This window comes from Paracoccus bogoriensis, from assembly GCF_019431455.1.
Lineage (GTDB): Bacteria > Pseudomonadota > Alphaproteobacteria > Rhodobacterales > Rhodobacteraceae > Paracoccus > Paracoccus bogoriensis.
In genome coordinates, this window is the sequence record NZ_JAHYSR010000053.1 from 1 (window position 1) to 912 (window position 912).

The 912-nt window shown below is 65.6% G+C and carries 1 pseudogene; it reads right to left on the reverse strand.

The features are described from left to right. A pseudogene (locus KY389_RS15015) lies at positions 1-773 on the reverse strand (transposase); the annotation flags it as partial. Positions 774-912: the final 139 nt, after the last annotated feature.

Below are 912 nucleotides of genomic sequence, written 5' to 3' on the forward strand. Positions count from 1 at the left end.
GCCATAGAGCCGCACCAGCGCGTCCAACTCCCGCGTGACGCGGTCGCCCGAGATGCTGGTGTCGGCGATCAGGGCGAGGTTCTCGCGGCAGCAGTCGTCGTTCACGGCCAGGGCGAGCCATTGTGCGCCATTGGTTCAAGAACAATGGCGAGCGAACCGGCGCGGTGCTCCGAAGGTGTCAGAGACGAAATCCATCGACCGGCGCTGGTTCGGGAGCAGGGCCTGTGGCATCGGCGATCGGCTGCTGCGGGCGCGCTTGCGGCCACGTCTGCGGCGGACCGACAGGCCTTCCTCCCGATACAGGCGATACAGCTTCTTGTGGTTCATCGTGGTTCCCTTGCGCTCGAGCAGGATGCCGATCCGGCGATAGCCGAACCGCCGCCGCCTCTCGGCGATCTTGCCCATTTCCTTGCGGATTTCCGGGTTGTCGGGCGGCCGTTCACGCCGCACCCTCTTCGGATCGGCACCGACGGGCGCAGGCCCGGCGCTGCGAGAGGTCATGATCCCGCATCGCCCGGAGCGCCGCGTCCCGCCGCGCCATCGGCGTCGTCAGGGTTTTCCCAGCAGATCCTTCAGCACGACGTTATCGAGCATCGTATCCGCCAACAGGCGCTTCAGCTTCGCGTTCTCGTCTTCGAGCTGCTTGAGCCGCTTGGCGTCCGACAACTCCATCCCGCCATACTTGGCCTTCAGCTTGTAGAAGGTCGCGGGGCTCACCCGTGCTTCCGGCAAGGCTCGGCCGTCGCCATCCCCGCTTCCTGCTCCTTGATCATCCCGATAATCTGTTCGTCGGGGCTTACGCGGCCCCATCAGGGGCCACGGTCCCCTCCTCATCGGTGAAACGGCTTTTCCTCAAGTCGTCGCTCCTTCAGGTTGGGCAGACTCTCGATCACAGCGAGGGAGCGTCCGGGG